The sequence below is a fragment of the Lentilactobacillus dabitei genome (assembly GCF_019061365.1).
GTDB lineage: Bacteria > Bacillota > Bacilli > Lactobacillales > Lactobacillaceae > Lentilactobacillus > Lentilactobacillus dabitei.
The window spans coordinates 1-22,655 of the sequence record NZ_JAHPPD010000017.1; the positions used below are offsets into that span (position 1 = coordinate 1).

Genomic DNA, 22,655 nt, shown 5'->3' on the forward strand with positions numbered 1-22,655 from the left:
ATGTCGCAAGAGAGATTCGAACTCTCGACCTACGGTTTAGAAGACCGTTGCTCTATCCAGCTGAGCTATTGCGACAAATCAACACTAACAATTATATGAGATATTGAAGGGGGAGTCAATGTCTAATAGATAAATGTTTTGGATAATAATTACGATTTTCTTAAGAATCTTGAATTTTTATTAAATTAAGATGTGTTATGCGCTAATGATTTGATGCCAATAGCCTAATAGCCTAATAATGGATTTGTAGCAAAGGATTGCTATCACTATTAGGAGGTGGAAGTTGTGGGATTTGTCATATTTATTGTGCTGATTTTCATTGCGAGTGGAATTTTTCAATATTTTGCTGACTCTTCAACATCCATACGGGGGAACGGCAAACATTTAGCGTCAAGAAAATAGCGTGAGGCAAAAGGCATGTTTAATTATGGAGTGTGAATAAACAAGTGGAATATCGTGGGTTTAGATAACTGACTTGTTTGTTGACATCATCCACATTTGGCTTTTTGCTACAGATTTAATCCATCAATCAGTTGGATTTCCCCAAAGAGGTTGGGCAAATTTTTGCCCAATTTTTCTTTGTTTAAAGGTTATAATATCTAAGGTTGACGAAGCACCAGCGATTATGTATACTAGTAACGTTGTAATTGTGGCTTCCACAGCTACAACCGCTCGATTCGAGCCATAAAGTTCCTGCAAAGGGCGCTTTGTATCGGCGAGTCTAAGCATAAAATATAAGGAGGTGCACAATATGTACGCAGTTATTACTACAGGCGGTAAGCAATATAAGGTTTCCAAAGGCGACGCAATTTACGTTGAAAAATTAGACGCAAACGAAGGCGACAAGGTTACTTTTGACCAAGTTGTAATGGTCGGTGGCGATTCAGTTAAGGTTGGTGCTCCATTAGTTGATGGCGCATCCGTTACTGCAACTGTTGAAAAACAGGGCCGTCAAAAGAAGATTACAATCTTCCGTTACAAGCCAAAGAAGGGCTCACGTTCAAAGAAGGGTCATCGTCAACCATATACCAAGGTTGTTGTTGATTCAATCAACGCTTAATTTTATATTTGAGGTGACTGACAGATGATCAAGGCAACAATTAACCATTACCATCATCACGTGAGTAGTTTTACGATCACTGGTCATGCTGATGCCGGCGAATATGGGCAAGACATTGTTTGCTCTGCTGTTTCAGTGTTGAGCATCACAACGGTTAACGGCCTTCAAGAGGTTGCTGGCATGGATGTTGATGTTGATAGTGATGATAAAAATGGCGGTTATCTGTCGGTTCATATTCCCGTCACCGCCGATTCAAAGAAACGTATTCAAGCAGATGCAATTCTTGATACCTTTCAAGGTGGCATGACTGACATAGCTTCAAGTTATAGTCAATATATTAAATTAAACACAGCAAATTAAATAAACTTATTCGGAGGTGTAACCTTATGCTAGCAATGAACTTACAATTCTTCTCTCACCATAAAGGTGGTGGATCAACTGCCAACGGTCGTAACTCAGCTGGTCGTCGTTTAGGTACGAAGGCTGCTGATGGCTCATCAGTTCACAGTGGATCAATCATTTATCGTCAACGCGGTACTCATATTTATCCTGGTAACAACGTTAGTCGTGGTAATGACGATACTTTGTTTGCTTTAGTTGACGGTGTCGTACGCTTTGAAAGAAAAGGCCGTGACAAGCGTCAGGTTTCAGTTTATCCAGTTGCTGAAGCTGCTAAGTAGTACTTTTAAATCTTGAATGAATGAGGAGCTGGGACAAAACGGTGGTTTTGCTTCCCAGCTTTTTTAATCGAATTTTCGGGATTAATTCATTATAATTGGATATTTAGGGACGAAGTATTATATAATTAAGATTGTTACTTTACATTTAGGAGGAACAAAAATGGCAATTTCGACTGCTGATTTTAAGAATGGTTTGACCATCGAAGTTGATGGTGCAATTTGGAGAATTTTAAGTTTCCAACACGTTAAGCCTGGTAAAGGTGGCGCCTTTGTTCGTTCAAAGCTTAAGAACTTACGAACAGGTGCTGTTCAGGAAAAAACATTCCGTTCTGGTTCAAAAATGGAACAAGCTCAAATTGATACCCGTAACATGCAGTATCTTTATGCAGATGGTGACCAACATGTATTCATGGATATGGATACGTATGATCAGATTTCAATTCCAGCTGAACAAATCAAGGCAGAATTGAACTATCTTCAGGAAAATATGGAAGTTAACGTTATCCAGTATGGCAACGAGACATTAGGAGTTGAATTACCGAACACGGTTACCCTCGAAGTTGCTTCTACTGAACCTGGAATCAAAGGTGATACTGCATCTGGTGGTTCAAAGCCTGCAACAATGACAACTGGTTTGACGCTACAAGTACCTTTCTTCGTTAATCAAGGTGACAAATTGGTCATCAACACCACTGATGGTACTTATATTTCCAGAGCATAATCAGGTTAACTGATTTGATTGAAAACGGAGGCTTTAATATGGCTGAAGATACGAATATTGCCCTTCATACCAACGATCCAGAGTTGGGAAAAATTGAAATTGCCCCTAACGTCCTTGAAATTATTGCCGGGGTTGCAACAACTCAAGTAGATGGCGTTAATCGGATGCAAGGTTCTCTGTCCAATAGCGTTAACGAGTTACTTGGCCGTCGCAAAGAGCATAGTAAAGGTGTTAAGTTAACTTACACTAACGAGGAACTCGCAGTCGACATTTACATTTATTTGAATTATGGGGTTTCTGTCCCTAAGGTTGCCTTACAAATTCAAAGCCAAGTTGAACAACAATTGTATTTTATGACCGAATTAAAGGTTCATGAAGTCAACGTACACGTTCAAGGTGTTGTTCCTGAAAAGACCACCAGCACTGTTGACCCGAACGATCCTTTTGCTGCTGACGATGAAGAAGACGGTGAGAATTAGTGGAACTAACACGACATCATATTCGCGAGCTTGCATTTCAAACATTATTCGCGCTTAATACAAATGAACAAACCGATTGGAAAGATTTTTATCAAGTCCTGACTGATGGTCAATATGGTGATGAGTACCCAAGCTATCTTCATCAGCTCATCGCAGGCGTTTTAGAGCACAAGTCTGAAATCGATCAAATGATTGAAAAATATTTGATATCTGGTTGGTCACTCAATCGGATTGCCAAAACGGACTTGATTATTATTGAAATTGCTTTATATGAAATGATGTATGTTGATGATTTACCCGCAAAGGTTTCTATTAACGAAGCAATCGAACTCGCAAAAAAATACAGTGATGACCGTTCTCGTAAATTTGTTAACGGGATTTTGTCACATGCATTAGAAGAACTGGTAAAATAGATTTACGCAACTGTAAGTCTATTTTTTTGTACATACGACACTGGATGTTATTAAGAGAGGAAGAGATTTTTCGATGGCAACGATTATTGACGGTAAGGCACTTGCAAAGAAACTGAACCAACGTACCAGCAAACGGGTAGAAGAATTACAATCGCAGTTTGGGGTTACCACAGGGCTTGTCGTCGTCATTGTTGGAAATGATCCGGCAAGTGAACGTTATGTTCGTAATAAGAACCGAACAGCTAAACGATTGGGAATTAATTCAACCGTCAAACAATTACCGGCGGATACTTCAGAAGCAGACTTGTTAAAATTGATTGCAAATTACAATGCAGACCCCGCAGTTCACGGTATTTTAGTTCAAGATCCACTTCCTGACCAGATTAATGAAAAAGATATCACCCGCGCCATTTTACCTGAAAAGGATGTCGATGGCTTTCATCCAATCAATGTTGGGAAGTTATATTTGAATGATACAACCGAATTTCCAGTTTCTTGCACGCCTAAGGGCATCATGACGATGTTTGATGAATATCACATTTCATTAAAAGGGAAAAATGCAGTCATGATCGGACGAAGTGCCATTGTTGGCAAGCCAATGGCAGCCTTAATGTTAAATGCCGGTGCCAGTGTGTCGATTCTTCACAGGTTTACCAGGGACATTACTGAATACACAAAGAACGCAGACATCATCGTCTCAGCTACGGGTCATTTACATACCTTAACGAAAGATGCGGTTAAGGAAGGGGCAGTGGTTATCGACGTTGGTCAAAACATTAACGAAGCAGGTCATTTGGTTGGAGATACTGATTATGACGATCTCTTTGATAAGGTGAGTTATATTACCCCAGTTCCAGGCGGTGTGGGCCCAATGACCATTGCAACCCTCATGCAACAAAGTGTTGATTTAGCAGAATGGAGTAGTCAAAGTGGTAAATGATTCTGTCACTAGCGATTATTTGACCGTTAGTGCCTTAACTAAATATATTAAAAGAAAATTTGACGTTGATCCATACTTATCAAAAGTCTATCTAACGGGTGAAATCTCTAATTTTCGGTTGCGGCCAAATGCCCATCAATATTTTAGTTTGAAAGATGATCGTGCCAAGATTAGCGCCATTATGTTTAAGTCAGCTTTCAATAGAATCAAATTCACGCCTGAAGAAGGGATGAAGGTATTGGTGGTTGGTCACATTTCATTATATGAGCCAACCGGTAGTTATCAAATTTACGTTGACCGCATGGAACCTGACGGGGTTGGCCAACTCTACCAAGCTTATGAGCAACTAAAAAAGAAGCTTGCTGATGAAGGATTATTCGATTTACCCAAAAAGCCGTTAACAAAGTTTCCCAAGCAAATTGCAGTCGTGACTTCTCCCAGTGGTGCAGTGATCCGAGATATTATCACAACCGTTCGCAGGCGTTATCCAATTGCTCAAATCGTTTTGTTTCCAGCATTGGTTCAAGGAAATGAAGCCAGTGAGGATATCGTCAACCAAATTCATCGAGTGAACGGTCTCGGCAATTTTGATACGTTGATTGTTGGCCGTGGCGGCGGTTCAATCGAAGACCTCTGGCCATTTAACGAAGAAAATGTTGCCCGCGCAATCGTTGGGAGTCGGATCCCGGTTATTTCCTCTGTCGGACATGAAACCGATACCACAATTGCGGATTTAGTTGCAGACGTTAGGGCTGCAACGCCAACTGCTGCAGCGGAACTAGCCGTCCCTCGTTTGGATCAGGTTCTAGTGGATTTAAAGACAACCCAGAATCGAATCATTAACGCCACTTATCAGATTATCCAGCAAGAGAAATTACGATTGAAACGATTGCAAAAGTCAACCGTTTTCACCACTCCTCAGAGAATTTACGAAAGTTTCTCACAGCGACTGGATTTGCTGGTTCAACATTTGTATAATCAATCAGATAGGATTACGAGTAAACGGAAAGAAAAATTTGCCGATCTGAATATGAGATTACGGCTTGTGGCGCCAACGTACACAATTAAGGAACAACAGCAAAAACTGAGTGCACTTCAGCAACGATTAAAGCAATCCGCAATTCAAACGATTAAAAACAACCAGCAACAGTATCAGATGCTGGTAGCGTCACTAGACCATTTAAGCCCACTTAAAATTTTAAGTCGAGGCTATACATTTACAACCGATGAAAAAGATCAATTCATTAGTCAAGTTGCCCAACTTAACACAAAAGCAATTAAGGTCCACTTTAGTGATGGTATTGTTGAAGCAACTGTATCGAAAATAACCAAAAAGGAAGACAATCAAGATGGCTGATAAACCAGAACAGAATCAAACATTTGAACAAAAAATGGATCAGTTGGAAACCATTGTCAATCAGTTGGAACAGGGCAATGTTTCCCTTGAAGATTCGATGGAAAAGTTTAAAACTGGCATTAAATTAAGCGAACAACTCCAGGACACTTTAAGCAAGGCTGAACACACCATGGCTAAAATGATGGATAAAGATGGTAATGAAGTCTCCTTCGAAAGTCCAGATGACAGTGATAATCAAAAAGGTGATAGTAATGGCAACCAAGCTTAACATATTTCAATCTGAGTGGCTTCCAAAAATTAATCATTTTCTTGAAACTCAAATTCCAGCTGATACCGATGAAGAAACCCTCGCAGAAGCAATGGGCTATTCGGTTAACGCCGGTGGCAAACGGTTACGACCGCTTTTTACGCTGGCAGTGTTATCCATTTTCGACAAGCCGATCACACATGACGTTTTAAAATCCGTTTGTGCATTGGAATTAATGCATTCCTACTCATTAATTCATGATGACCTGCCTGCAATGGACAATGATGATCTACGCCGAGGCAAAGCAACCAATCACGTTGTCTACGGAGCAGGGATGGCCACACTTGCTGGCGATGGCTTACAAGCACTGGCTTTTCAATGGTTGGTTGACAATCAGTTGCCTGCAGAAGTTCATTCTGAGTTGACGCTTGAACTTGCCAAGGCGGCTGGTCCTGAAGGAATGGCTTCTGGTCAAGCTGACGATATTCATTTTGAAGGGACCAGACTATCACTGGCGGGACTTCAAAAATTAGATAGGCATAAAACGGGCGCATTGATTCGATACGCGATCAACGCTGGGCTAATTATTGGCGGCATTTCCCCTGACGATCGTTTTGATCTTTTGGCGTTCGCTGAATCATACGGGGCCGCCTTCCAAATTTACGATGATATTTTGGATGTCGTGGGCACAGAACAGCAAATTGGCAAACCAGTTCATCAGGATGCCAGCAAAAATACTTATCCTAATCTTTTGGGGCTGGCTGGCGCAAAGGCGGCGCTTAACCAAACGGTCAAAGATGCCCGCCAATCACTGACCATTGCCAGTAAAAAATTAGGGGTCGATACGACTCTTTTGGCTGAATTTTGTAACTATTTTGTACTTAAGGACGAACAGTAATGGAAAAACAACGAGTGGATGTTTTATTGGTAACACAAGGGTTATTTGATACCCGAGAAAAAGCCAAACGGGCGGTCATGGCCGGTGAAATTCTTGGTGACAATGAAGAACGGTTGGATAAACCGGGAACAAAAATTCCAGTTGGTACTGAGTTACATTTAAAGGGTAAACCAATGCCTTATGTGAGTCGGGGTGGTTTGAAGCTGGCGAAAGCCTTGGATGTTTTCAACATTGATGTCAAGGGTTTGACCGTTCTGGATATTGGGTCTTCAACTGGTGGATTTACCGATGTGATGCTCCAAAACGGGGCTAAACTCAGCTATGCATTGGACGTTGGTAGTAATCAATTGGTTTGGAAGCTGCGGGAGGACCCTCGGGTTGTTGTAATGGAGCACACAAACTTTCGTTACAGTAAACCGGCCGATTTTACCCATGGCCAGCCCCAGTTTGCTTCAATCGACGTTTCTTTCATTTCACTAGAGTTAATTCTCCCCGTCTTAAAAACGATTCTGGTACCAGACGGTCAAGTCGTTGCGCTTATTAAGCCTCAGTTTGAGGCTGGTAAAAGTAATGTTGGCAAGCATGGAATTGTCCGTGACCCAACTGTCCATAAAATGGTCCTGAAAAAGATCCTTAACTTTGCAGTTGCCACAGGCTACTCGGTCGAACATTTGGACTTTTCACCAATTAAGGGTGGCGCTGGTAATATTGAATTTTTAGTCGCACTAAGATCTGTCGAAAATCCCATCATGGCGGATAATGTTTCAATTGAAAAAGTGATTGAAAACGCTTATTCTGAATTAAAGGGATAAAAATCCATCCCTTTAACAGATTTTCCGGGGGTGAAGGTATGCGCAAAAAAGAACGTCAAAGATTAATTAAACAGTTATTAACAAGCAATAATATTCAGCGGCAGGAAGATTTTGTCACCTTGCTGGAAAAGCAGGGCGTCAAAGTGACCCAAGCAACAGTGTCCCGGGACATTAAAGATATGCAGTTGGTAAAGGTTCCCTCAGTGACTGGCGGATATCGATACAGCCTGCCAACTCAAAAGAATATTGATACTGAGAAAAAATTAGTTCAAACAATCCGAGATTCATTTGTTTCAGTCGATTCCCAGGACAAGTTTGTCTTTTTAAAGGTCTTACCCGGTAGTGGACCAATTATTTCCAGCCTGATGTACCAAATGAACTACAGCGAGATTTTTGGAACAATTGGTGATGATAATACTGTTCTTATTATTTGCAAGACAGAAGCGGATACGCTCAGTTTCCGTAATCAAATTAACAATATGCTCAGTACTGAATAACAATCATTGAAAGGGTTAATTTATGTTACTTGAACTATCAATTACTGATTTTGCGATCATTGAATATTTAGACATTGAATTTCAAGCAGGCATGACGGTGTTAACTGGCGAAACCGGTGCCGGCAAATCGATTATTATTGATGCGGTCGGGCTACTGGTTGGTGGCCGTGGTTCCCACGATTTGATTCGAACCGGCGCGAAAAAGTCGGTCATTCAGGGTAACTTCATCCTCCATAATGACAATCCTACATATGCTGTTTTAGATGACCTTGGGATTGATCACAGCGATGGTAACGTGATTATTGAACGCGAAATTTTTGCAAACGGGCGCAATAGTTGTCGGGTGAATGGGATTATGGTCAATATTGCATCGTTGAAACGAATTGGCGAAACCATTGTCGACATTCAAGGACAAAACGAACACCAGGAATTAATGAAGCCGGAACGGCATATTCAATTACTAGACGATTTTGCGGAAGACGAATTGCAATCAGTTTTAAGTTCTTATCAAGAAAAGTATGACAAATTCATCAAACTTCGAGCACTCAACGAGAAAAAACATCAAAATGAAAAACAGTGGGCCCAACGGGTAGACATGCTTAAATTCCAAATTAAAGAGATTGAGGCCGCTGACTTACATGAAAATGAAGATACCGAGCTAACGGCTGAACGCGATCATCTTAACAATTTTCAAAAAATTCATGATTCCTTATTGAGCAGCTATGAAGGAATCAACGGTGACGATTCGGGACCTTTGGATTCAATTGGATCAGCAATGAGTTCAATGCAAGAAATTGAAGACCTAGATCCAGACTACAAGCAAATTTCTGACAATTTATCCGGGGCGTTTTTTACACTTCAAGATGTTGCCAGTCAAATTTCCGATCAGTTAAGCAGCTTAGAGTTTGATCAGGATCGACTTGATCAAGTTGAACAGCGGTTAAATACGATTTACCAGTTGAAACATAAGTACGGTGATTCTGTCGATCAAATTCTGAAATACCTGAAAAAAATTCAAAAAGAATTAGCGGATATGTCTGGAACGGTCAGTGAAGATCAAGATCTTGACGAGCAATTAACCACGATCAAAGCATCCTTGATCAAAGATGCCAAAAAAATCAGTGACATCCGGCGCAAGTCTGCTAAGGAATTGGAAAATGCGGTTCATCATCAATTAGCGGATTTATACATGGATAAGGCTGTTTTTGAAGTAAACATCAAGCAAAATACCGCACTTAACCGGCTGGGTGCTGACCGGGTTGAATTTTATATTCAAACCAATCCGGGAGAAAAAATGTTACCCTTGGTTAAATCAGCTTCTGGTGGGGAACTGTCTCGTATTATGTTGGCATTAAAAACGATGTTTGCAAGGGCTGCCGGGGTCACCTCGATCATTTTTGATGAAGTAGATACAGGTGTCTCTGGTCGGGTCGCTCAGGCAATTGGTAATAAAATTTATACGATTTCAACCAAGTCCCAGGTGTTATGTATTACACATCTCCCACAAGTTGCCGCAATGAGTGATCATCACTATTTTATTGAAAAAAAAGTAACCGACAACCGAACCACTACGACGATTACCGAACTGACTGCCAAACAGAGTGTGAAGGAAATTTCCCGGATGTTGGCTGGAACGGCTGTTACCAAATTAACTAAGGAACATGCTCAGGAACTCCTGAATTTGGCAGACGAGGAAAAGGTTAAAATTAGTCAGGATTAAACTTTGTTGTTTTGGAGATTGAAAAAGGAGCGACCACATTTAATTGGCCGCTCCTAGTGTTTATGTGCTTGAGTTGTTCATCTAAAACTTTTTGATTGCTTGGATTTCATTGATCGAGAAAATTCGCGTAAAATGATTGTCAGCCGATGTGATTAAAAGGCGACGGTCACTAATCTTTGAAAGATAGCCAGCTGAATCGGGCGTATGATCGTTAAATTGGACGATAATTGGGAACTTTTGACTTAAAGCTTTATCAATGTAGACGTCTAATTGAAAGGTTGGCATTTGTTTGACCTGGGTATTATCTGTTACGAGATCAAAGAAACGATTGTAATTGTTTTTAACAGATTTAGTGATTTCCGATAAATAGGATTGTTTGTTTTGCATTTTGTTCACCCCGAACGTTTGTTTGTAGTTTCATTATACGAACAACTGTTCGAAATTGCAAGACCAAATTTAAAATATGGAGTAGAATTAGATTAACCGGTAATAATACTTGTCAAATCAAGGAAAAAGGGCGATAATTATCGGTACTATAAATAATTGAAGGGATTTTTTCAATGGCTAAAAGAGGAATGTTGATTGTTTTGTCAGGTCCATCAGGAGTTGGTAAGGGAACAGTCAGAAAAGCGCTGTTTGAAGAACCAGATGTTGATTTTGAATACTCAACGTCGATGACGACCAGGGAGCCCCGCCCTGGTGAAAAGAATGGTGTCGACTATTATTTTGTTTCGAAAGAACAGTTTGAGAAGAACATTCAAGATGGTGAGATGCTTGAATACGCAAAATACGTTGACAATTACTACGGAACGCCATTAAAATATGTTAATGAAACGTTGAATTCCGGTAAAGATGTCTTTTTGGAGATTGAAGTGAACGGTGCCATGCAGATTCGGGCCAATTGTCCTGATGCAGTATTTGTGTTCTTAACCCCACCAGACCTTATGGAATTAAAGCACCGTTTAATTGGTAGAGGGACTGACGAAATGGACGTGATCAACCGTCGAATTAAAAAAGCCGTTGGTGAAATCAGCATGATGCGAAACTATGATTATGCGGTTTTGAACGACAAAGTTCCTTATGCCGTTGATCGAATTAAATCAATTATCAGAAGTGAACGATTAAAAGTTGCTCGGGTGATGCCCGATTATGAATCAATGTTAGGAGAAGATTAATTATGTTACTTTACCCATCAGTTGATAAGTTGTTGGATCAAATTGATTCACGTTATTCTTTGATTATGCTTGCCAGCAAGCGTGCCCATGAATTGGACGCAGGCGCCAAACCATTATTAGATAGCTATAAATCACAAAAGTCCGATGGTAAGGCATTAGAAGAAATTGCTGCCGGTGTGCTAAAAATTGATCCAAAAGAAAAAGATTTTAACTAATTAAGTTTAAGTAGGCGAAACTGGGATAAGGCGACTTAATTCCAGAATTTAGCGAAGAAGGACAATCATTTCAGGATCTTGGAATGGTTGTCCTTCTTCGTTAAATAATTAAGATCAGCAGACTTTAAGAAAAAGCCATCCTCTGACATTGCGCTTTGTTATTGGCATAGAGTTCTTGGATCGAAAGAGATTATTTTAATTACCAAGAAAATGTTTGGTACAATAAAGATTGAATAATGAAATGGCGGTGAATCGATTGTTAAAAAATAAAAACGTTGTGTTATTTGTGACTGGCAGTATTGCGGCATATAAATCCTTAACCCTAACTCGACTGCTTGTTAAAAGCGGCAATGATGTTCATGTTGTGATGAGTGAGGCCGCTCAACAATTTGTGACGCCATTCGCTTTTGAAACTTTGAGCAAAAATGCCGTTATGACCAGTGATTTTAGCGGTGATGATCCTAAAACAATTCCACACGTTCAACTTGCGGATGACGCTGATCTTGCTATTATTGCGCCTGCAACGGCAAACACCATTTCCAAGATGGCTAATGGAATTGCTGATAATGTCCTTACGGCAACGTTATTAGCAATGACCAGGCCAATTTTTGTTGTACCGACAATGAATACTCATATGTTGACTAACTTTGCCACCCAATTTAACTTACAGACTCTAATGGACCATGGAATTCACATCATGCAGCCAGCAGAAGGCTTTTTAGCTGAAGGTTATTCTGGCCGTGGCCGGATGCCAGAACCAGCTGAAATTTTTGAATGGGTCGATCATACATATGATTCTCCGAGTCAACTATTAGCCGGCAGGCATATTGTTGTGACTGCCGGTGGGACCCAAGAACCATTGGATCCAGTTCGGTATTTAACAAACCGTTCTTCAGGGAAAATGGGGTATGCGATCGCCGAAGCAGCTCAAGTTGCTGGTGCCGACGTGACTTTAATTTCTGCAAATGCGGCGCTGCCGACGCCAACGAATGTCAAACTGGTTTGTGTCCAGACAGCCGCTGAATTGTTGACTTCAGTCCAACAGAATTTTGTAAGTGCCGATATTTTAATTATGGCTGCCGCGGTGGCCGATTATCGACCTAAAACAGTGGCAAACCAAAAGATTAAGAAAACGGCTAATAATGAAACCATGACCCTTCAGTTAGTCCGCAATCCTGATATTTTGAAGACAGTTGCTGCATCCAAAGAACCTAATCAGGTCATTGTCGGATTTGCCGCGGAGACAAATGACTTGCTGGCAAACGCAGCTAAAAAGATTGCGGCTAAAAAGTTGGATTTGATTGTCGCCAACGATGTTTCCAATCACCAAATTGGCTTCAATTCCGAAAATAATCAGGTCACTTTTTTATTTGCAAACGGTGAAAAAACTAAGACTGCCCTTGAAAGCAAGCATGCCGTCGCAAATGAACTGATTACGATTCTTGCAAAAAAATTCTCGTTTAATGAATAAACTCGACATCATGAAAGGAGCGGCCTAACCTTGCAGATTGCACAGGTCATCGTTGATATCCCAACTCGCCAAACCAATAATCCATACAGCTATCTGATTCCTGACTACCTGACTGACCAGGTTGTTCCTGGAATGCGAGTGGCGGTTTCTTTTGGCAACCGAAGAATCACTGGCTTTGTGGTGGCTATCACAGACAAAGCGGCATTTGACGGTAAATTAAAACCAATTGATTCGCTGATTGACTTGGCACCCGTGATTAACAAAGAGCTTCTTCAACTGGCAACTTGGATGGCTGACAAAACCTATTCGTTCAAAATCAGCTGTTTGCAAACCATGTTGCCCGGCGGCATGCGAACGAAGAATCAGAAACGGTTAATTGCAACCGAGAATTCAGTTGTAGCGGCTTATCCAGAAATATTCCATGGTCAGCATGAAATCGATTATAATCGTCAAAATTTGAATAACCAATCTGTCACAAAAGTGCTCGAACTAGAACATCAGGGAAAAATTCGGGTGGAATATAACTTGACCAAGCATGCGCGACCAATTATGGTGAAAGCTTACCAAGCAATGCTGGAGCCAGACCAAATCTCTGGTGAGCTGGCGGGTGTTCGAAAAAATGCGAATGGCCAAATTAAATTACTCGAGATCTTAAGGCAACACCCAGGTGAAACTTTTTTACAAAGTAAGCTAACAGCTGCTGGAGTGACAACTTCAGCCCTTAAAACGGGTGAACAAAAAGGCTGGGTAAAGGCCACGCTGAAGCGTCACGTTCGAAATCCGTTTTTAAGACCAGTTGCCCACACGAACCCTCTCCATTTAAATGCTGATCAGCAAAAAGCTGTCGACCAAATTAATATTGATGTGAGTGATCAAAAAAATGACGTCTTCTTGTTGGAAGGGGTAACTGGCTCCGGCAAAACCGAAGTATATCTCCAATCGATTGCCCATGCCCTTGAAACCGGGCGAACAGCATTGATGTTAGTGCCCGAAATCACTTTAACGCCACAAATTGTTGGGCGAATTCGTAGCCGATTTGGTGATCAGGTTGCCATGCTCCATAGCGCGCTATCAAATGGTGAGCGCTACGATGAATGGCAGCGGATCAATTCCGGTCAAGCCAAAGTGGTTGTCGGCGTGCGGTCAGCAGTTTTTGCGCCCTTAGACAATATTGGTTTGATCATTATCGATGAAGAACACGACAGTAGTTACAAGCAGGCTGATAATCCCCGCTATCAGACGCGTGACGTTGCCAAGTGGCGGGCTGCTTACAACCATTGCCCAGTCGTGCTGGGAAGCGCCACACCATCATTAGAGTCACGGGCGCGGGCAATGAAGGGGGTCTATCGATTTTTGACTCTCCCTGAACGAATTAACCACCATGCTTTGCCCCATGTTTCGATTGTCGATATGAAAACCGAAATGGCACAACATCAAAGCATCCTATCGAACCAACTTGCCAACGCAATTTCTGACCGGCTTGAAAAGCATGAACAAATCATTCTGTTGTTAAATCGGCGTGGATACTCGTCGTTTTTAATGTGTCGAGATTGCGGTTATGTTCCCAAGTGCCCTAATTGCGATATTTCATTGACGGTTCACAAAGACACTCATACTCTAAATTGCCATTATTGTGGCCATAAGGAACCGATTCCATCCGTTTGCCCACAATGTCACAGTAAACGAATTCGGTTTCATGGGGTTGGCAGCCAACAATTAGAAGAACAGGTGAGAAATCAGTTTCCAACTGCCCGGGTGCTACGTATGGATGTCGATACCACCAGGCGAAAGGGGTCGCACGAAGCCATTATTGGCAAGTTTGGGGCTCACAAGGCTGATATTTTGCTTGGCACTCAGATGATTGCAAAGGGGCTGGATTTCCCCGAAGTCACTTTGGTAGGCGTACTGAATGCCGATTCTGCGCTTCAGTTTCCAGATTTTCGTTCCAGTGAACGGACCTTCCAACTTCTCACCCAGGTTTCCGGTCGATCGGGGCGTGCTGATAAAGTTGGAGGGGTCATTATTCAGACGTTTAATCCGGATCATTACGCCATTCAATTGGCTAAAACTCAGGATTATGAACGATTTTATGCGACTGAAATGCACGTTCGCCATGACGGCAAATACCCACCGTACTATTACACCATTAAATTGACGGGTAATTCACCCAGTGAAAATCAAACGGCTTCAGAAATGTTTGGCATTCTGACCTTTTTGAAGGATAATTTATCTAAGCAGGCGATTATCCTCGGACCAACGCCTAAGGCCATTACTCGGATTAACAATCAATATTATTATCAAATCATCATTAAGTATCGAAAAGAACCCAATTTAAAAAAGACTTTGGATCAAATTTTAGTTGATTCACAGAAAAAGCAACGTCATGGGTTACAGATTGCAATTGATAATGAACCACTCGATTTTATGTAATGAAAGGAAACGATTAATTTGACAACCATAGTATTTATGGGGACCCCAGAATTTGCTGTTCCAGTTCTGCAGGGGCTCGTTGACAACGATTATGATGTTGTAGCAGCAGTCACTCAGCCGGATCGGCCGGTTGGAAGAAAACATAAGATTCAACAAACGCCCGTCAAAAAGCTGGCTGTGAGTCTCAAGATCCCCGTTTTTCAACCAGCTAAATTAAGCGGCAGCGCAGAAATGCAGCGGGTCATCGATCTGCATCCTGATTTCATCGTCACCGCCGCATATGGCCAATTCTTACCAACTAAGATGTTAAATGCCGTCAAAATTGCCGCTGTCAACGTTCATGGTTCGTTATTACCCAAGTATCGCGGTGGTGCACCGGTACAATACGCGATCATGAATGGTGATAAAGAAACCGGCATCAGTTTAATTTACATGGTCAAAAAAATGGATGCTGGCGATATCTTGGCACAAAAAGCCATCCCGATAGAAGATGATGACGATACCGAATCTATGTTTCACAAGCTAAGCATCGTTGGCCGAGACGTGCTCTTACAAACCTTACCAAAAATTATCTCCGGAGATATCCAAGCGACGCCTCAAGATGCTGACAAGGTTGTTTTTTCGCCTAACATTAAGCCAGAGGAAGAAGAACTCGATTTTAATCAGTCTGCCTTTTTAGTGGACGCCAAAGTTCGAGCTCTACGACCAGATCCGGGAGCCTATGCAATGTTAAATGGCAAACGGGTCAAGATTTGGCAAACCGCTGTCGTCGACGATTCAACGACCGCAGTTCCTGGAACGGTTGTCAAAAAGGATAAACATGATTTATACTTAGCAGCTGGCAATGGCAGTGTTCTTTCCTTATTGGAAGTTCAGCCTGCCGGTAAACCCAAACAAGCAATTACAGACTATTTAAATGGAAGCGGCCAATCGTTAAAAGTTGGTCAACAGGTGATTAAATAAATGAAATACAAAACGAACAATCCGCGTCAACTTGCAGTTGAAACCTTAGTGAGAACCAGTACGGGGTCATATTCCAACTTACAAATTAATGCGGTGATTCAGTCAACTTCAATGAAGCCGGAAGACAAAGCATTGTTTACCAATATCGTCTATGGGGTCATCCAACATCGGCTCACGCTCCAATACAAGCTTAGCCCATTCATTCGCGAGCCTCAAAATACAGAGAATTGGGTCAAAGAATTATTGTACACGGCAATGTATCAACTTGAATATCTAGACCGCGTTCCCAAACGGGCCATTTTTGATGAAACCATCAAGATTGCCAAATCGATGGGCCACGATGGGACAAGGCGGTTCGTGACTGGAATCCTACATCAAATGGATCGTAAGGGGACTCCTGAAGTTGATGCCATCAAAGATGTAACTGAGCGCTTATCGATTGCCTACAGTGTGCCAACCTGGTTAGTCACAATGTTACAAGATCAACTTGGAAAGCCAAAAGCCAAGGCAATTTTGCAATCACTGAACATGGCTCCCAAACAATCGGTTCGCTTCAATTCAACCAAGACGACAAAGGCTGATTTGATGACCGAACTCAATGCCGACGGCTATGATGTTGAAGATAGTGAGGTTGCCAGTGAAGGAATCATCGTTAAAAGTGGCCAGATTGTTCACAGTTCATTTTTCAAAGATGGTTTATTGACCATTCAGGATGAAAGCGCCATGTTGCCGGTGGAATCGATGAAGATTGCCGCTGATGATACTATTTTGGATGCCTGCAGTGCTCCGGGTGGGAAAACGACCCAAATTGCCAGTCGATTGGACGGTGGGAAAGTCTTCGCCCTCGATATCCACAAGAATAAACTAAAGACGGTGTTACGTAATGCGACCCGGCTGGGAGTTGAAAAACAAATTGAGACCTTTGAATTGGATGCCCGAAAAGTTGATCAAAAGTTTAACGATGGCCTATTCGACCAGATCTTAGTTGATGCACCTTGTTCGGGGCTTGGATTATTACGGCGAAAACCAGAAATTCGTTATGATAAGACGCCTGAAGACATTGACCGACTCAGTACCATCCAGCTGCAAATTCTAAATGCCGTTGCCCCAAAGGTTAAAGCTGGTGGTATGATTACGTATAGCACTTGTACAATTGTTGACCAAGAAAATCAAGATGTCATTGATCAATTCATTGCAGCTCATCCAAATTTTGAGGTAGTCAAGACGCAAACTGCTTTGGATCTTGATCATAATCATGACGATCAAATGCTTAAAATCTATCCCGATGACTATGGTTCTGATGGCTTCTTTGTTAGTTCTTTAGTAAGGAAATCGTAACGGAGTTGATTTACATGCAAATTGCGTATCAATCGTCGACAGGTAAAGTTCGTGACAAGAACGAAGATGCCGTCGGCGCATTTTCAAACAAGAAGGGATTAGTCCTCGCCATCATCACTGATGGCATCGGTGGTAACAACGCTGGCGAAGTAGCTTCCCAGATGGTCGTGACTCATTTTGGTGAGAGCTTTCAACAAACTGACATCGATAGTCTGGACGAGTTGGAAACCTGGTTTGAGAATAAATTAACTGAAGAAAATACGACAATTATTGAAGAATCAAATACGAATAGCCGGCTCCATGGGATGGGAACAACAATTGTTGCCGCTCTTATCGACGGTAAACAAGGTTTGATTGCCAATATTGGCGACAGTCGGGGCTATGTCTATTCAGATGGTCAATTAACCCAGATTACCGAAGATCATTCATATGTGAATGAGTTAGTTAAACATGGTGATTTGACCCCCGATCAAGCCAAAAACAATCCTTATAAAAATATCATTACAAAAAGCCTTGGTATCAACGATGATTCTGTTGCTGATTTTAAACCGCATACCGCATCCCCAAATGATCAGATTCTCCTCTGTACGGATGGGCTCACTAATATGGTCGATGATATCGATATTGAAAAAGTTCTAGCGATGGATGAAAGCTTACAGGATAAATGTGACCTGTTAGTATCCATTGCAAATCAAAACGGAGGTTTAGATAACATTACCGTTTTGATTGCTCAGTACGATTCGGAGGTGGAAACCGATGAATAAAGGGTACGTGTTAAATGGCCGTTATGAAATTATTGGCCGGCTTGGTGAAGGTGGTATGGCCGACGTTTACCTGGCCAAGGATCTCATTTTAAAACGGGAGGTCGCCGTTAAACTCTTGCGATTGGACTTTCGGGATAACCCACAAGCCAAGAAACGGTTCCAGCACGAAGCAATGGCGGCAACCCAACTGGATAATCCCCACATTGTTGGCATCTATGATGTTGATGAAGTTGAAGGAATGCAATATTTAGTCATGGAGTACATCGATGGTGAAGATCTTAAGAAGTACATTGGTGACCATTTTCCAATCCCATATGCTGAAGTGGTCAACATTATGGAACAGATTTGTTCCGCTGTTAGCGAAGCCCATCGCCACCACATCATTCATCGTGACCTCAAGCCGCAAAATATTTTAGTTGATAAAAATGGCTATATTAAAATTACCGATTTCGGGATTTCTCGGGCCGGCACCGAAGACACAATGACTCAAACCCGTTCAATTATTGGTTCCATTCATTACTTATCACCAGAGCAGATTAAGGGTCAGGTTGCAACCGAACAGTCAGATATCTATTCACTGGGAATCATTTTGTATGAACTGTTGACGGGAAAAGTACCGTTTACAGGGGATACGGCCGTGTCAATTGCAATTAAGCATTCTCAAGAAGCAATTCCATCCGTTCGTGACTTTGATCCAAGAATCCCCCAGGCGATGGAAAACGTTGTCTTACGAGCGACTGCAAAAGACCCAAACGACCGTTATGCAACCGTCGATCAGCTAGCTGACGACTTGAATACGTCACTTGATCGTTCCAGAGCCAATGAACCACGATTTGTTGTGCCCGAGAAAAAATCTGATTTGAACGAAGCAACCCGGGTCATGCCGTTTCCACCGCTCCAAGATCAGCCTGCCTCAGCTAATGATCAGGCTAGTCAACGAAGCGAACCAGCTAAACAAGCTTCAAAAGACCAGCCGCCCAAAAAATCGACGCCTAAAAAGAAAAAGCGCCATCGGCTGATTATCGCCACTATTTTAGGACTACTGGTGCTCCTGGTTGCTTTTGTCATGATTGTGACTGCCAACGGTCGAACAACTGTCCCGGTCATCACGGGTACAACCGAGGAAGAGGCATCCCAAAAGCTTCAGAATGCCGATCTTCAAGTAGGTAAAGTTAAGTACCACAGTAGTGATACCGTCGACCGCAATCGGGTAATTTCTTCTAATCCCAAGGAGAATACGAAGATTAAGAAAAACACCAAAGTTTCTCTCGTGGTAAGTTCTGGTCCCCGGAAAGTCCGCGTTGGTAATTACGTGGGCCAGAACTATAACTCAGTCAAAGACCGCCTCGAACGGGAAGGGTTTAAAATTCGCAAGCGTAATGCACCATCTGGAACATTCAAATCCGGTCGAATTTTACAACAAGACTTCAGGTCGGGGGCTAAGCTGAATCCGGCTAAGCACACTTTAACGTTTGTGGTTTCAACCGGGGTTAAGCAAATTACCCTTAAAGACCTGACTGGGATGACCAAGGCTCAGGTTGTGAGTTATGCCAACAAGGAAGAAATTAATCCAACCTTTGACTATGTCTATTCTGATGATCAGCCTAAGGGACGCGTTGTCCGCCAGTCTCCTGGAGCCGATGAAGTGATTCAGCAAGGTGGAAACGTTGCTGTTTGGTTATCCAGAGGATCGAAGAGCAGCAAACAGGATACTTTGAAGAGCTTTAACGTGCGGATCACGATTCCATACTTTGATGCCAATAGTGACGCTGAGAGCAGTTCTCAGCCATTAACTGGCAGCCCAAGTGCGGATACCCCGTCTGGTAGTTCGGACGATACCCAAACAACGAGTGGTAGTAGCGAAAATGTTGTGTTTATCTATCTAAAGGATCACGATCATGACTTTTCAACGATTTACAAACAGATGGTGATCACCAAAGATACCCCGGTGAACTTACCTTTTAAATTGACGAAGAATGAGGTTGGCCGTTACAAAGTTGTTCGTGATGGCAAAACAATTCTGCGTGATAACAACGTTACCCAAGATTCTCAATAATTAATTACTGCAAATTAAAGTTACTTCTCCTATAATGATAGGTGAAGTAATTTTTTTATCGAGGTGATGAATTGACAAAGGGAAAGATTTTTCAATCCCTGAGTGGATTTTACGATGTCCACTCTGAGGGGAAGGTATACCGGACACGTGCACGGGGGAATTTCCGAAAACGTAAGATTACGCCGTTAGTTGGCGACGACGTCGAATTTCAAATTGAAGATGGCGATAAGGGTTACATTTTGAGTATGTTACCAAGGAAGAACTCTTTGGTCCGGCCGCCAATCGCAAATATTGATCAGGCAATTGTCGCAACCGCCGCTGTCCAACCCGAATTTTCAAGCAATCTGTTGGATCGTCAATTGATTGCGTTAGAAATTAGCGGCATTACGCCAATTATTTATTTTACTAAGACGGATTTGTTAACTGACCAACAGCGGGCTCATCTAGAAACGATTGCTAAGGGGTATCGGGCCGTTCCCTATAAAGTCATCTTTCCGGAGCAGGCATTTGATCCATCATCATTAGATCAGCTGCGACAGCTATTTGCTGGTAAAGAAAATGTCATTATGGGGCAAACTGGTGCCGGAAAATCAACACTGCTCAATCATCTGGCACCGGACCTCCAGTTAAAGACCGGAGAAATTTCAGCTGCCCTTAATCGTGGAAAACACACAACTCGAAAAGTTGCGTTACTTCAAGTTAATGATGGCTTAATTGCTGACACACCTGGTTTTTCTTCATATGATACACTAGAAATTGATTACCGTGAATTAGCCAACTATTTCCCTGAATTTAAACGAGCCGCAGTGAAATGCCGATTTCGGGGATGTGTTCACGTTAATGAACCGGATTGTGAAGTGAAACGTCAAGTGAGTGCCAGGACAATCATGGAATCACGATATACAAATTACCTTCAGTTATATACGGATATCAAGAATCGTAAACCAATTTATAAAAAGTGAGGAAGTTAATAATGATTAAAGTAGCACCTTCAATTTTGAGCGCGGATTATGTGAATCTTCAACGAGACATCGAAATGGTGGATAAGGGTGGCGCAGAGCTCTTACATATTGATATTATGGATGGGGCCTTTGTGCCAGCATTGTCATATGGCCCTGGCTGGGTAAAAGCCATTCGTCCCATTACTGATATGACGTTGGATGTTCATATGATGGTTGAATCTCCAGAACGTTACGTCGAAGACTTTGCCGATGCAGGGGCTGATATTATTGGTGTTCACACTGAAGCCACTCTCCATATTCATCGGGCACTCCAGATGATTAAGAATAAAGGGGTTAAAGCAGAGGTTGTCATCAACCCAGGAACGCCAGTTGCCGCCATTACCCCTGTTCTTTATATGGTCGATCAAGTGCTTGTCATGACTGTTAACCCAGGCTTTGGTGGTCAAAAGTTCTTACCAGAAACGGTTAAGAAAATTGCTGAATTAAACGAAATCAAAAAGCAACAAAGCCTGAACTTCGACATTGAAATCGATGGTGGGGTAAACGACTCAACCGTTGTCGGTGCTTATCAAGCAGGTGCGACCGTTGCTGTTGCGGGTTCATATGTTTTTGATAACGATGACCCGGTTTCAAGAATTCAAGCTTTAAAGGACGCCACAAAATAAATGAAATTATTAAACTTACTGGTTGGCGGACCAATTGATTTGTGGCCACAACAAGTGAAAAACGGTGAGATAAAAGGAAACTGGATTGGCATCGATCGGGGAAACCTCCATCTCATCAAAATGGGCATTGATCCGTTAGTTGCGATTGGTGACTTTGATTCACTTCAACCGGAAGAATATCAATTAATGAAGGCTCATGTCAGCGATATTCGCCAATCGATTCCTGAAAAGGACGATACGGATACGCAATTGGGCCTAAAAGTCGCCATTGAGGAGCATCACGCCGACCGTCTGGATATATACGGTGCCACCGGCGGAAGATTAGACCATTTTTTGGCCAATCTGTGGATGGTCTTGGAACCCCGGTTCAAAAAATATGCACCAAAAATTAGAATGATCGACAAACAAAATACGATTACCTTTTTTCTGCCTGGGGAGTATACCATCACGAAAGAACCTGATAAGAAGTATTTGGCGTTCGTGGCCTTAACCCCAATGGATCACTTGACATTATTTGACGAAAAATATCAATTAGATGACTATCAAGTCAAACGGCCAATTTCACTGGCCAGCAATGAGTTTGTTGGTGACAAGGCTCGGTTTAAATTTGGCAGTGGCGTCATGTGTGTGATTCAGAGTAAAGATATTGATCGATTTAGCTAAAATCCAATTACCTATATGACCGAATATTTAAAGGGTCTCCAAACTGAAATTCAGGTTCTGAATTTCAATTTGGAGACCCTCTAGTTAATTGCTTGTTCCATCGGCTTATCTCACGCCACAAAAAAAGAC

General features: G+C 42.0%; 25 protein-coding genes, 1 tRNA gene and 1 other annotated feature. Of the genes, 24 read left to right on the plus strand and 2 right to left on the minus strand.

Annotated elements, in window-relative coordinates:
• Position 1 precedes the first annotated feature (1 nt).
• Positions 2 to 75 (minus strand) — tRNA-Arg (locus KTE19_RS04115).
• Between the two features lie 581 nt (positions 76 to 656).
• Positions 657 to 733, plus strand: a sequence feature (ribosomal protein L21 leader region).
• Between the two features lie 18 nt (positions 734 to 751).
• Between KTE19_RS04115 and rplU the strand changes: the two genes are divergently transcribed.
• From rplU to recN, 13 genes are all read left to right on the plus strand, one after another.
• Entirely contained in the window at positions 752 to 1,060 is a 309-nt protein-coding gene (gene rplU, locus KTE19_RS04120; RefSeq protein ID WP_054746668.1) for a 50S ribosomal protein L21, read from the plus strand.
• A gap of 24 nt (positions 1,061 to 1,084) precedes the next feature.
• Positions 1,085 to 1,420, plus strand: coding sequence for a ribosomal-processing cysteine protease Prp (locus tag KTE19_RS04125; RefSeq protein WP_217162886.1), 336 nt, complete (start codon positions 1,085 to 1,087; stop codon positions 1,418 to 1,420).
• Between the two features lie 26 nt (positions 1,421 to 1,446).
• Positions 1,447 to 1,740, plus strand: coding sequence for a 50S ribosomal protein L27 (gene rpmA / locus KTE19_RS04130; protein ID WP_008856855.1), 294 nt, complete (start codon positions 1,447 to 1,449; stop codon positions 1,738 to 1,740).
• A 160-nt stretch (positions 1,741 to 1,900) separates the two neighbouring features.
• Positions 1,901 to 2,461 carry an elongation factor P gene (gene efp, locus KTE19_RS04135; protein ID WP_217341684.1) on the plus strand — a complete coding sequence of 187 codons (561 nt, stop codon included), beginning with the start codon at positions 1,901 to 1,903 and terminating at the stop codon, positions 2,459 to 2,461.
• Between the two features lie 38 nt (positions 2,462 to 2,499).
• Entirely contained in the window at positions 2,500 to 2,940 is a 441-nt protein-coding gene (locus KTE19_RS04140; RefSeq protein WP_217341685.1) for an Asp23/Gls24 family envelope stress response protein, read from the plus strand.
• Positions 2,940 to 3,353, plus strand: coding sequence for a transcription antitermination factor NusB (gene nusB / locus KTE19_RS04145; RefSeq protein WP_217162892.1), 414 nt, complete (start codon positions 2,940 to 2,942; stop codon positions 3,351 to 3,353). The genes KTE19_RS04140 and nusB overlap by 1 nt, the downstream gene beginning before the upstream one ends.
• 73 nt (positions 3,354 to 3,426) lie before the next feature.
• Positions 3,427 to 4,293 (plus strand): bifunctional 5,10-methylenetetrahydrofolate dehydrogenase/5,10-methenyltetrahydrofolate cyclohydrolase, encoded by an 867-nt coding sequence (locus KTE19_RS04150; RefSeq protein ID WP_217162894.1) that lies wholly within the window; start codon positions 3,427 to 3,429, stop codon positions 4,291 to 4,293.
• A complete protein-coding gene (xseA, locus tag KTE19_RS04155) occupies positions 4,283 to 5,650 on the plus strand; it encodes an exodeoxyribonuclease VII large subunit (protein ID WP_217341686.1) in 1,368 nt (455 codons plus the stop codon). Before KTE19_RS04150 ends, xseA begins: the two co-directional genes overlap by 11 nt.
• On the plus strand, positions 5,643 to 5,918 hold the full coding sequence (locus KTE19_RS04160; RefSeq protein WP_217162898.1) for an exodeoxyribonuclease VII small subunit: 276 nt from the start codon (positions 5,643 to 5,645) through the stop codon (positions 5,916 to 5,918). Before xseA ends, KTE19_RS04160 begins: the two co-directional genes overlap by 8 nt.
• On the plus strand, positions 5,902 to 6,795 hold the full coding sequence (locus tag KTE19_RS04165; RefSeq protein WP_217162900.1) for a polyprenyl synthetase family protein: 894 nt from the start codon (positions 5,902 to 5,904) through the stop codon (positions 6,793 to 6,795). Before KTE19_RS04160 ends, KTE19_RS04165 begins: the two co-directional genes overlap by 17 nt.
• Positions 6,795 to 7,607, plus strand: a complete 813-nt coding sequence (locus KTE19_RS04170) for a TlyA family RNA methyltransferase (RefSeq protein WP_217341687.1) — start codon at positions 6,795 to 6,797, stop codon at positions 7,605 to 7,607. The genes KTE19_RS04165 and KTE19_RS04170 overlap by 1 nt, the downstream gene beginning before the upstream one ends.
• Before the next feature lie 38 nt (positions 7,608 to 7,645).
• The gene (gene argR, locus KTE19_RS04175) at positions 7,646 to 8,104 is read left to right on the plus strand and encodes an arginine repressor (protein ID WP_056982683.1); all 459 of its coding nucleotides are present in this window, start codon (positions 7,646 to 7,648) and stop codon (positions 8,102 to 8,104) included.
• Positions 8,105 to 8,126: 22 nt separating this feature from the next.
• Positions 8,127 to 9,824, plus strand: a complete 1,698-nt coding sequence (recN, locus tag KTE19_RS04180; protein ID WP_217162903.1) for a DNA repair protein RecN — start codon at positions 8,127 to 8,129, stop codon at positions 9,822 to 9,824.
• 81 nt (positions 9,825 to 9,905) lie between these two features.
• Here the strand turns inward: recN and KTE19_RS04185 are convergent, their stop codons facing one another.
• Entirely contained in the window at positions 9,906 to 10,211 is a 306-nt protein-coding gene (locus KTE19_RS04185; protein WP_217162904.1) for a hypothetical protein, read from the minus strand.
• Positions 10,212 to 10,384: 173 nt separating this feature from the next.
• On the opposite strand from KTE19_RS04185, the gene gmk reads away from it, so the two are divergent.
• From gmk to KTE19_RS04240, 11 genes are all read left to right on the plus strand, one after another.
• Complete coding sequence (gene gmk, locus KTE19_RS04190; RefSeq protein WP_217162905.1) at positions 10,385 to 10,999, plus strand: guanylate kinase; 615 nt, start codon at positions 10,385 to 10,387, stop codon at positions 10,997 to 10,999.
• Positions 11,000 to 11,001: 2 nt separating this feature from the next.
• Positions 11,002 to 11,214, plus strand: coding sequence for a DNA-directed RNA polymerase subunit omega (gene rpoZ, locus KTE19_RS04195; protein WP_008856842.1), 213 nt, complete (start codon positions 11,002 to 11,004; stop codon positions 11,212 to 11,214).
• A 256-nt stretch (positions 11,215 to 11,470) separates the two neighbouring features.
• Positions 11,471 to 12,685 carry a bifunctional phosphopantothenoylcysteine decarboxylase/phosphopantothenate--cysteine ligase CoaBC gene (gene coaBC, locus KTE19_RS04200; protein ID WP_249778578.1) on the plus strand — a complete coding sequence of 405 codons (1,215 nt, stop codon included), beginning with the start codon at positions 11,471 to 11,473 and terminating at the stop codon, positions 12,683 to 12,685.
• Between the two features lie 30 nt (positions 12,686 to 12,715).
• On the plus strand, positions 12,716 to 15,115 hold the full coding sequence (gene priA, locus KTE19_RS04205) for a primosomal protein N' (RefSeq protein WP_217162907.1): 2,400 nt from the start codon (positions 12,716 to 12,718) through the stop codon (positions 15,113 to 15,115).
• Between the two features lie 18 nt (positions 15,116 to 15,133).
• Positions 15,134 to 16,078, plus strand: coding sequence for a methionyl-tRNA formyltransferase (gene fmt, locus KTE19_RS04210; protein ID WP_217162909.1), 945 nt, complete (start codon positions 15,134 to 15,136; stop codon positions 16,076 to 16,078).
• Complete coding sequence (gene rsmB, locus KTE19_RS04215; protein ID WP_217162911.1) at positions 16,079 to 17,416, plus strand: 16S rRNA (cytosine(967)-C(5))-methyltransferase RsmB; 1,338 nt, start codon at positions 16,079 to 16,081, stop codon at positions 17,414 to 17,416.
• Positions 17,417 to 17,430: 14 nt separating this feature from the next.
• Complete coding sequence (locus KTE19_RS04220) at positions 17,431 to 18,180, plus strand: Stp1/IreP family PP2C-type Ser/Thr phosphatase (protein WP_217162913.1); 750 nt, start codon at positions 17,431 to 17,433, stop codon at positions 18,178 to 18,180.
• Positions 18,173 to 20,236, plus strand: coding sequence for a Stk1 family PASTA domain-containing Ser/Thr kinase (gene pknB / locus KTE19_RS04225; protein WP_217162915.1), 2,064 nt, complete (start codon positions 18,173 to 18,175; stop codon positions 20,234 to 20,236). The genes KTE19_RS04220 and pknB overlap by 8 nt, the downstream gene beginning before the upstream one ends.
• A gap of 71 nt (positions 20,237 to 20,307) precedes the next feature.
• Entirely contained in the window at positions 20,308 to 21,198 is an 891-nt protein-coding gene (rsgA, locus tag KTE19_RS04230) for a ribosome small subunit-dependent GTPase A (RefSeq protein WP_217162917.1), read from the plus strand.
• 11 nt (positions 21,199 to 21,209) lie between these two features.
• Entirely contained in the window at positions 21,210 to 21,863 is a 654-nt protein-coding gene (rpe, locus tag KTE19_RS04235) for a ribulose-phosphate 3-epimerase (RefSeq protein WP_217341688.1), read from the plus strand.
• Positions 21,864 to 22,526, plus strand: coding sequence for a thiamine diphosphokinase (locus tag KTE19_RS04240; RefSeq protein ID WP_217162921.1), 663 nt, complete (start codon positions 21,864 to 21,866; stop codon positions 22,524 to 22,526). It begins immediately after the preceding gene.
• The last annotated feature ends 129 nt before the right edge of the window (positions 22,527 to 22,655 follow it).